10 protein-coding genes and 1 pseudogene are annotated in these 9,346 nt (G+C 71.3%); 6 read left to right on the plus strand and 5 right to left on the minus strand.

Annotated elements, in window-relative coordinates:
• Window positions 1-45 precede the first annotated feature (45 nt).
• On the minus strand, window positions 46-1,443 hold the full coding sequence (locus ACFWJB_RS35080) for an NAD(P)-binding domain-containing protein (RefSeq protein WP_386927348.1): 1,398 nt from the start codon (window positions 1,441-1,443) through the stop codon (window positions 46-48).
• Window positions 1,444-1,647: 204 nt separating this feature from the next.
• Between ACFWJB_RS35080 and ACFWJB_RS35085 the strand changes: the two genes are divergently transcribed.
• Entirely contained in the window at window positions 1,648-2,013 is a 366-nt protein-coding gene (locus ACFWJB_RS35085) for an ArsR/SmtB family transcription factor (protein WP_386927350.1), read from the plus strand.
• A 69-nt stretch (window positions 2,014-2,082) separates the two neighbouring features.
• Here ACFWJB_RS35085 and arsB read toward each other — a convergent pair whose 3' ends face one another.
• Window positions 2,083-3,192, minus strand: a complete 1,110-nt coding sequence (gene arsB, locus ACFWJB_RS35090; RefSeq protein WP_386927352.1) for an ACR3 family arsenite efflux transporter — start codon at window positions 3,190-3,192, stop codon at window positions 2,083-2,085.
• Window positions 3,189-3,497, minus strand: coding sequence for an ArsR/SmtB family transcription factor (locus ACFWJB_RS35095; RefSeq protein WP_386927354.1), 309 nt, complete (start codon window positions 3,495-3,497; stop codon window positions 3,189-3,191). The genes arsB and ACFWJB_RS35095 overlap by 4 nt, the downstream gene beginning before the upstream one ends.
• A 95-nt stretch (window positions 3,498-3,592) precedes the next feature.
• On the opposite strand from ACFWJB_RS35095, the gene ACFWJB_RS35100 reads away from it, so the two are divergent.
• Entirely contained in the window at window positions 3,593-4,015 is a 423-nt protein-coding gene (locus tag ACFWJB_RS35100; RefSeq protein ID WP_386927361.1) for an arsenate reductase ArsC, read from the plus strand.
• Window positions 4,016-4,109: 94 nt separating this feature from the next.
• On the opposite strand, the pseudogene ACFWJB_RS35105 reads toward ACFWJB_RS35100, so the two are convergent.
• Window positions 4,110-4,325: pseudogene (locus ACFWJB_RS35105) on the minus strand (GNAT family N-acetyltransferase); the annotation flags it as partial.
• Window positions 4,326-4,456: 131 nt separating this feature from the next.
• Between ACFWJB_RS35105 and ACFWJB_RS35110 the strand changes: the two are divergent.
• Complete coding sequence (locus ACFWJB_RS35110) at window positions 4,457-5,011, plus strand: dihydrofolate reductase family protein (RefSeq protein WP_385468620.1); 555 nt, start codon at window positions 4,457-4,459, stop codon at window positions 5,009-5,011.
• A gap of 31 nt (window positions 5,012-5,042) precedes the next feature.
• Here the strand turns inward: ACFWJB_RS35110 and ctaD are convergent, their stop codons facing one another.
• The gene (gene ctaD, locus ACFWJB_RS35115) at window positions 5,043-6,755 is read right to left on the minus strand and encodes a cytochrome c oxidase subunit I (RefSeq protein WP_385468623.1); all 1,713 of its coding nucleotides are present in this window, start codon (window positions 6,753-6,755) and stop codon (window positions 5,043-5,045) included.
• Between the two features lie 238 nt (window positions 6,756-6,993).
• Between ctaD and ACFWJB_RS35120 the strand changes: the two genes are divergently transcribed.
• The 3 genes from ACFWJB_RS35120 (at window position 6,994) to ACFWJB_RS35130 (ending at window position 9,266) form a co-directional block, all read left to right on the plus strand.
• Window positions 6,994-7,959 (plus strand): Rieske 2Fe-2S domain-containing protein, encoded by a 966-nt coding sequence (locus tag ACFWJB_RS35120; protein ID WP_386927357.1) that lies wholly within the window; start codon window positions 6,994-6,996, stop codon window positions 7,957-7,959.
• Between the two features lie 123 nt (window positions 7,960-8,082).
• Entirely contained in the window at window positions 8,083-8,484 is a 402-nt protein-coding gene (locus ACFWJB_RS35125) for a DUF6153 family protein (RefSeq protein WP_386927359.1), read from the plus strand.
• Between the two features lie 128 nt (window positions 8,485-8,612).
• Window positions 8,613-9,266: a DUF305 domain-containing protein gene (locus tag ACFWJB_RS35130; RefSeq protein WP_385468632.1), complete on the plus strand. Its 654-nt coding sequence runs from the start codon at window positions 8,613-8,615 to the stop codon at window positions 9,264-9,266.
• The last annotated feature ends 80 nt before the right edge of the window (window positions 9,267-9,346 follow it).

Below are 9,346 nucleotides of genomic sequence, written 5' to 3' on the forward strand. Positions count from 1 at the left end.
CCCCGGTTCCGGTCGCGGCCCCGCTGCCGCGGGTGTCGAGGCCGGTCACGAGCCGCAGCAACCGCCCGCCGAAGCGCCCTCGGCGGTGACGCCCACGGCCGCGGGCGCGGCGAGCTGGACGAGCCGGGGTTCCGGTGCGGCGCAGCAGCCGCCGCCGTCGGCCTGTTGGGCATCGGGGGTGTCGAACAGGCCCGCGCCGCCGCAGACGCCGGTCTCCGGAAGCGTGAGTTCGACGCGGTCGGCGGAGTCGAGGTCGCCGGCGATGGCCGCGGCGACGGAGCGGACCTGCTCGTACCCGGTCATGGCCAGGAAGGTGGGGGCGCGGCCGTAGGACTTCATGCCGACCAGGTAGATCCCCTGCTCGGGGTGGGAGAGCTCGCGGTGCCCGTGGGGGTAGACGGTGCCGCAGGAATGCTGGTTGGGGTCGATCAGCGGGGCGAGTGCCACCGGTGCCTGGAGGCGCTCGTCCAGGCCGAGGCGCAGTTCGCCCAGGAAAGTCAGATCGGGGCGGAACCCGGTCAGCACGATCACCTCGTCCACCGCGTCCAGACGGCGTCCGTCCTCGCCGAGGAGGACGAGGCGTCCGTCGTTGTCGCGTTCGAACGCCTCGGTGCGGAAGCCGGTCACCGCGTCCGCGTGCCCCTTGTCGACAGCGGCCTTCGCGGCGAGCCCGAGGGCCCCGCGGGCGGGGAGCTGGTCGGCGGTGCCGCCGCCGAAGGTGGAGCCGGAGATGCCTCGGCGCAGGACCCACACCACGTGCGTCCCCGTACCGTCCTCGGACTCGGCCAGTTCGTCGAGGTATGCGAGCGCGGTGAACGCGGAGGCGCCCGAACCGATGACGGCCGTGCGCTTGCCCGCGTACCGGGCACGGACGGCCGGGTTCCTAAGGTCCGGCACGCGGTAGGTGATTCGGTCTGCCGCCGCCTTCTCCCCGAGCGCGGGCAGGCCGCTGCCGCCGGCCGGGCCGGCCGTGGCCCAGGTGCCGGAGGCGTCGATCACCGCGCGGGCGAGGATGCGCTCCTCGCGGCCGTCGGTGTGCTCGACGTGCACGACGAAGGGCTGCTGTTCCCGGTCGGCGTCGACGATCCGGTCACGGCCCTCCCGGGAGACACCCGTGACGGTGGCGCCGGTGCGAACCTTGGCCCCGAGGACATCGGCGAGCGGCTGCAGGTACTGCTCGGCCCAGGCGCCGCCGGACGGATACGTCGCCGGGTCGGGCCGGGTCCAGCCGGTGGGGGCCAGCAACTTCTCGGCGGCCGGGTCGACGACCTCACCCCAGGTGGAGAACAGACGCACGTGGCTCCACTCACGCACGGCCGCGCCGGCCTTGTCGCCCGCTTCGAGAACGAGGGGATCGATGCCGCGCTCGATGAGGTGGGCGGCTGCGGCCAGTCCCGCGGGGCCGGCCCCGATGACGACGACGGGGAGCTGCTGGATGCTCATGATGCTCGGTCTCCTCTGGGGTGAAGGGGTCGGCGCGCGCGGGTGAGGGCGGTCGTCCGAGCCTGCCGCCCCCGGGTGGCGCGGCGGGCCCGGGCCGCGGTGGGCGCGGTACGGAGGGTCACGGCCTTCTTGATTCGATGCCTGTCGATGTCCCTCCTCGCCTCGGAGCTTGCCACCCGTATCGACGAGTGTCAACATAGACACATGTCGAATTCAGACGTCGCGGAACTGCCCGTCCTGCGGGACGGAGACGCGGTGCCGTGCTGCCCGCCGATCACCGCCGGCGAGCTGTCACAGGCTGACGCGGAGAAGATGGCCGCCATGTTCAAGGCGCTCTCGGACCCGGTGCGCCTGCGGCTGTTCTCCAAGATCGCCTCACACCCGGGCGGAGAGGCGTGCGTGTGCGACATCGCGGACGTCGGCGTCTCCCAGCCGACCGTCTCCCACCACCTCAAGAAGCTGCGCGAGGCCGGCCTGCTGACCTCCGAACGGCGCGGCACCTGGGTCTACTACCAGGTCGCCCCGTCCGTGGTGGCGGCCATGGCCGCCATGCTCGACCTGCGCGCCTGACGGGCGCCCGAGCCGGGTCCGGTCAGGCGCGCAGCCGGACGGGCAGCAGCATTCCCCCCGTGTGCTGCGTCACGGCGCCGTCGTCACCGTGCCGGCGGCGAACTTCCTTCGCCAGGCGAGCGCGACGTGGACCAGACCGATCAGCACCGGAACTTCGATGAGCGGGCCCACGACTCCGGACAGTGCCTGGCCGGAGGTGACACCGAAGGTGGCGATGGCGACCGCGATGGCCAGCTCGAAGTTGTTGCCCGCCGCGGTGAACGCCAGCGTGGTGGTGCGGTCGTAGGCGAGCCCCAGGCCCTTGCCGAGCAGGAAGGTGCCGAAGAACATGACCGCGAAGTAGACGAGCAGCGGCAGGGCGATCCGGGCGACGTCCAGGGGCCGGGAGGTGATGGTCCTGCCCTGCAGGGCGAAGAGGACGACGATCGTGAACAGCAGCCCGTACAGCGCCCACGGCCCGATCTTCGGCAGGAAACGCTGTTCGTATGCCTCACGGCCCATCTTCCGCTCACCGACCCGGCGGGTCAGGAAGCCGGCCAGCAGCGGGACGCCGAGGAAGATGACCACGTTCAGGGCGATCTCCCACATCGAGATGCCCAGGTGCTCGCCGTCGCCAAGGCCGAGCCAGCCGGGCAGCAGGTCGAGGTAGAACCAGCCCAGCAGACCGAACGCCAGGACCTGGAAGACCGAGTTCAGCGCTACGAGCACGGCCGCGGCCTCGCGGTCGCCGCAGGCGAGGTCGTTCCAGATGATCACCATGGCGATGCAGCGGGCCAGGCCCACGACGATCAGGCCGGTGCGGTACTCGGGCAGGTCCGGTAGGAAGATCCATGCCAGGGCGAACATCACCGCGGGTCCGAGGAGCCAGTTGACGACCAGGGAGGAGATCATCAGCTTCCGGTCGCCGGTGACGGCGTCCAGCCGGTCGTAGCGGACCTTGGCAAGGACCGGGTACATCATGATCAGCAGGCCGAGCGCGATCGGCAGGGAGACACCGCCGACCGCCACCTTCGCCAGCGCGTCGTTCAGCCCGGGGACGGCCCGTCCGAGCCCGAGGCCGACGGCCATGGCGATGAGGATCCAGACCGCCAGGTAGCGGTCGAGGGTGGAGAGCTTCCTGACGATCGAGTCGTCGCCGCCCTCGGTCCGCACGGAGGTGGTGGGCTCGGCGGAGGTCACGGGCAGGCCCTCTTGTTCTCGGCGGCGGTACGGGCGGAGGCGGCGAGTTCGGCGAACTGCTCCGACAGGCCGGCCAGGACCTCGGGCCTGAGCTTGTAGTAGGTGTAGCGGCCGCAGGGCTCGGTCTCCACGATCCCGGCCTCGCGCAGCACCTTCATGTGGTTGGAGAGGTTGGTCTGCTTGGCTCCGGTCTCCTCGACCAGGTGCGTCGTGCAGAGGGTCTCGCGCGCCAGCAGAGTCACGATCCGGAGACGGAGCGGATCACCCAGCGCCCGGATCACATCAGGATCGACTGAAGTCAGCATGCACTGATAGTCTCACATCATCACTTGCTGACATCAGCAGGGGCTGAAGTCATGGGCGGCTGGATCCCGCCGTGCGACGAGAGAGAACGACCACCATGGCCGACAAGCCGTCCGTCCTGTTCGTCTGCGTCCACAACGCCGGTCGCTCCCAGATGGCCGCCGCCTGGCTGACCCACCTGGCCGGCGAACGCGTCGAGGTCCGCTCCGCCGGCTCCGCCCCCGGCGATCAGGTCAACCCGGCCGCCGTCGAGGCCATGGCCGAGGTCGGCATCGACATCTCCGAGGAGACGCCGAAGATCCTCACCGTCGACGCGGTCCGCGCGTCGGACGTCTGCATCACCATGGGCTGCGGCGACACCTGCCCCGTCTTCCCCGGCAAGCGCTACCTCGACTGGAAGCTCGCCGACCCGGCCGGCCAGTGCGTCGAGGCCGTACGCCCGATCCGCGACGAGATCAGGACCCTGGTCGAGGGCCTGATCGCCGAGATCGCCCCGGCGAAGCCGGAGGCGACGGCGTGAGCGGGATACGCGACGTCGTCGACACCGGCTCCGGCCCCGCCGGACGTACCACCGCCCCTGCCTTCAGAGCCACCGGCGGCACGAGGCGGGGGTGGTCTTGCGCGGCCCAGTAGCCGCGGGTCTCCCAGCACGGGTAGTCGTGCAGGAGGCGCGGCAGGACCCGCGTCCCGATCGCCTCACGGCTGGTGGGGCGGCCTCCGTTGATGAAGCGCACGACCTCGGGATCGTTGTCCAGGGCGAGCAGGTGGTCGGTGTCGGCCGTCGTGAACGCGCGCAGGACGAGCCGGTCGGTCTCCAGGAAGTGGGACATGCCGCGATCCTCGCCACGGGCCGGCCGGGTCCGCCACCGGTTTCCGGCCGGCCGATGAGTTCCGGGCCGTGCGGCGGTCACAGCCTGCACGACAGCCGTACGGCCGGCGCGCCCGTACTCGGAGGAGACGCATGGCACAGCTCATCTACTCGATGATCACCTCGCTCGACGGCTACGCCGCGGCGGCGGAGGGCGATCTCGGCACCGGGGCCGAGGACCCGGAGGTGCACACCTTCATCAACGACCGCTTCCGGTCCGCCGGTACACACCTCTACGGCCGCCGGATGTACGAGACGATGGTCTACTGGGAGACCGCGCCCGTCGACGGGCAGCCCCCGCACATCCAGCAGTACGCCCGCGACTGGCGGGCGGCGCAGAAGATCGTGTACTCCACGACGCTCGAGTCGGTGTCCAGCGCGAGGACCAGGATCGAGCGGACCTTCGACCCGGAGGCGGTGCGCAGGCTCAAGGCGGAGGCCGAGCACGACCTCGTCGTCGCCGGCCCGGACCTCGCGGCCCAGGCGATCGCGGCCGGCCTGGTGGACGAGTACCACCTGTTCGTCACCACGAGCGTGGTCGGCGGCGGCAAGCGGTTCTTCCCCGACGGGGTGCGCCTCGATCTCGAACTGGTCGACAAGCGCTCCTTCGGCACCGGACTGGTCTACGCGCACTACCGGACCCGCTGAGCACACCCAGGACGTCGGACGTGACGAGCCGTCACGTCCGGTCGCCCTTGTGGCCTCCGGTGTCCAGGACGTCGCGCTGACCGGTGTTCTCCGCCTGGTCGAGGCTCGCGAGCGCGGGGTGGTGCAGGTCGAAGGCGGGGGATTCGGACCGGATCCTCGGCAGGGTGACGAAGTTGTGGCGGGGCGGCGGGCACGAGGTGGCCCACTCCAGCGAACGCCCGTACCCCCAGGGGTCGTCGACCTCGATCCGCGTGCCGTACTGGGCCGTCCTCCAGACGTTGTAGAGGAAGGGCAGCGTGGACAGCCCGAGGAGGAAGGCGCCGATGGAAGAGACGGTGTTGAGGGCGGTGAAGCCGTCGGCGGCGAGGTAGTCGGCGTACCGGCGGGGCATGCCCTCGGCGCCGAGCCAGTGCTGGATCAGGAACGTGGTGTGGAAGCCGACGAACAGCGTCCAGAAGTGGATCTTCTCCAGCCGGTGGTTCAGCATGGTGCCGGTCATCTTGGGCCACCAGAAGCTGAAGCCGCCGAACATCGCGAACACGATCGTGCCGAAGAGCACGTAGTGGAAGTGCGCCACGACGAAGTAGCTGTCGTGGACCTCCCAGTCCATGGGCGGAGAGGCCAGCAGGACACCGGTCAGCCCGCCGAAGAGGAACGTGACCAGGAAGCCGACCGCCCACAGCATCGGCGGTTCGAAGGACAGGGACCCCCGCCACATCGTGCCGGTCCAGTTGAAGAACTTCACTCCGGTCGGCACGGCGATCAGGAAGCTCATGAAGGAGAAGAACGGCAGCAGCACGGCACCGGTGGCGAACATGTGGTGCGCCCAGACGGTCACGGACAGGCCGGTGATGGCGATCGTGGCGCCGATCAGGCTCGTGTAGCCGAAGATCGGCTTGCGCGAGAAGACCGGGAGGATCTCCGTCACCACCCCGAAGAACGGCAGGGCGAGGATGTAGACCTCGGGATGGCCGAAGAACCAGAACAGGTGCTGCCACAGGATCGGCCCGCCGTTCGCCGCGTCGAACACCTGCGCCCCGAACAGCCGGTCCGCCGCCAGCACCAGCAGGGCGGCCGCCAGCACGGGGAAGGCCAGCAGCACGAGCACCGAGGTGAGCAGGATGTTCCACGTGAAGATCGGCATCCGGAACATGGTCATGCCGGGGGCCCGCATCCCGATGATGGTGGTGATGAAGTTGACCGCCCCGAGGATGGTGCCGAAACCGGCCAGCGCCAGCCCCAGGATCCACAGGTTGGCGCCGAGGTAGGGCGCGTGCTCCGCCCCGCTGAGCGGCGGATAGGCGGTCCAGCCGAAGTCGGCGGCACCCTGGGGGGTGAGGAAGCCGCTCAGCACGATGAGCCCGCCGAAGAGGAAGAGCCAGTACGAGAACATGTTCAGCCGCGGGAACGCGACGTCGGGAGAGCCGATCTGCAACGGCATGATCGCGTTGGCGAACCCGGCGAAGGTCGGGGTGGCGAAGAGCAGCAGCATGATCGTGCCGTGCATCGTGAAGGACTGGTTGTACTGCTCCGGCGACACGATCTGCAGGCCCGGCCGCGCCAGTTCCGCCCGCATCACCATCGCCAGTGCCCCGCCGATCAGGAAGAAGCCGAACGACGTGATCAGGTAGAGGTGGCCGATCCTTTTGTGGTCGGTCGTGGTCAGCCACGCGACCACTGCGCGGCCCCGCCTCAGAGGCTCGGGCACGGGAACGGGAGCCACCGGCTCGGTGTGGGTCGCCATCACATTCCTCATTCGGCAGCGGCACGGACAACTACAGGAACGGCGATTCACGTCCATGCGGTGATGAATCAGGCGATATCGCAGCCCTCGTGGAAAATAGCCGTCCTCCGCGAACGTCCGCGCCCGCAGGCGGCGGGGCCCGGGCCGAACGGCCCCGTATTCCAGCCGCACGGGTGAGGACACCGCCGCGCGCCCGGGTCCGCCGTTTGTCCTTCGCGTCCGGGGGGACCCTGCGCCCATGAGGAAAAGGTCAGACCACCCCATCACCGGACAGAACCGCATGTTGTCGCTGCTGGAAGCCCTGGAGCGCGATTCCCGGGCGGACGCGGTGATCGACGTGCTGACCAGACGTGTGCGGGCCCTGCCGCTCGGCCGGGCGCGGGACGCGCTGCACGGCAAGCCGCTCGGCCATCCCGCGCACCCACTGATGGTGCAGGTGCCGATCGGCAGCTGGATGTCGGCCGCGGTCATGGACCTGTGGCCCGGCCGTTCCCGGGAGGCCGGGGCCCTGGTGGGCGTCGGGCTGGCGGCGGCCGCTCCGGCCGCGCTGGCGGGCGCGGTCGACTGGGCCGAACTCCGCCGGGAGCAGACCCGGGTGGGGCTGGTGCACGCCGTGGCCAACGTGACGGCCGTGGGCCTGTACGGCGCCTCGCTCTTCTGCCGCCTCACCGGACGGGCCGGTGCGGGCCGGACGTACGGCTTCCTCGGGCTGACGGCGGTCGGCGTGGGAGGCATGCTCGGCGGCCACCTGGCCTACCACCAGGCCGCCGGCGCCAACCACGCCGAAGAGGTCCCGCACGTCGTCAGGGAGGGCTGGCACCGGATCGGCGGCGTGGACGAGTTCCCGGCCGGCCGAGCCGTGCGGCGGACCGTGGACGATGTGCCCGTCCTGGTGGTGCGCGAGGCCGGCGGCACCATCCACGCGCTGGCCGAGCGGTGCAGCCATCTGGCCGGGCCGCTGTCCGAGGGCGAGGTCGCCGACGGATGTGTCGAGTGCCCCTGGCACGGCAGCGTCTTCCGGCTCTCGGACGGCTGGAACGTACGCGGCCCCGCCACCGCCCCCCAGCCCGCCTTCGACACGCGCGTCGTCGACGGACACGTGGAGATCAGCCTCCGCGATCCGGACCGGACACCGGCCGGCACCGAGGCGGACGGGGCGCCGGCGCGTGCGGAGGAGAAGCGACTGCACGGGCACGGCGCCTGACGGCCGCTTCCGGTCCCCCGCCCTGTGACGGCCGCTTCGGTTCCCCCGCCCCGGTTCCTGTCTTCGAACCACCGCCGCACGGGTCGGCGCGCCGCCGCGGTGAGGCGCCCCTACGATGGGCGCGTGACCAGCAGCGCCCGAACGCGCAGCCGCCCGGCCGGGCGGCTGTTCGTGCTGCTGGTGATGGCGGTGCTGGCCGGTGTGCTCGGCATGCACGGCCTGGCCCCCGGAGCGACCCCCGCCGCGCACGCGGACGCCGCCCACGCGACGATGCCGGCCGCGGCGGAGGGCATGCCCCACGCGGGCGGGGCCTGCGCACACACGGACGGTGGATCGGGTCACCTCGACCACGCCGACGGGACGTGCGCGGCCGCCGGCATCGGATCGGCCTACGCGCCGCCCGCGCTGACCGGCGCCCCGCTGGACGGGGCCCCGGCCGCCGCGCCGGCGACGGTCCCCAAGGGATCGTCCGGGGACGGACGCGCACCGCCCGACCTCTCCGAGCTCCAGCTCCTGCGGATATAGAGCTGCCCGCCCGGCACCACGCTCCCGGTGATCCCCCGCGATCCCGGCGAGGGGTGCCGCGCCTTCGCACGCCCACATCCGTTCCACCGCGTGCCGCTGAGCGGCGCGCGGGAAGGAGTCGCACCACCATGATCCGCACACGTTCCCTCGTCCGCCGCTGTGCCGCCGTCGCCGCCGCCGGTGCGGCGACGCTCGTCCTGGCCGCCTGTGGCGGTGCCGGTGACGACGGCACCCCGGCCGGACACGGCGGCCACAACGCCGCCTCGCCCTCCGCGCCGTCCTCCGCCTCCGCCTCCGCGCCGCAGGGGCGGCACAACGCCGCGGACGTGGCGTTCGCGAAGGGCATGATCCCCCACCACCGCCAGGCCGTCGAGATGGCCGGCCTCGCGCCGGACCGGGCCCGGTCCGCCGAGGTGAAGCAGCTCGCCGAGGACATCAGGAAGGCCCAGGACCCGGAGATCAGGACCCTGTCCGGCTGGCTCGTCTCCTGGGGCGAGGAGGTGCCCGCCGAGGGCGCCATGGACCACTCCATGCACGGCATGGACGGCACGGGCGGCATGATGACCGCCCAGGACATGACCGAGCTGGAGAACGCCTCGGGGAAGGCGTTCGACACCGCCTTCCTGGAGATGATGGTCGAGCACCACGAAGGCGCGGTCGAGATGGCCAGGACCGAGCAGGCGGACGGCGCCCACGGACCCGCCAGGGCGATGGCCGGAGAGATCATCACCTCGCAGAGCGCGGAGATCGAGCGGATGAACAGCCTGCTCGGCAAGGACTGACCGCCCTTCCTCACCGCGGGGGGGGGGGGGGCGGGCCCCCCCCCCGCCCCCACCCCCACACAGAAATAAATAAAAAATAC

The organism is Streptomyces sp. NPDC127100 (assembly GCF_042724095.1).
GTDB lineage: Bacteria > Actinomycetota > Actinomycetes > Streptomycetales > Streptomycetaceae > Streptomyces.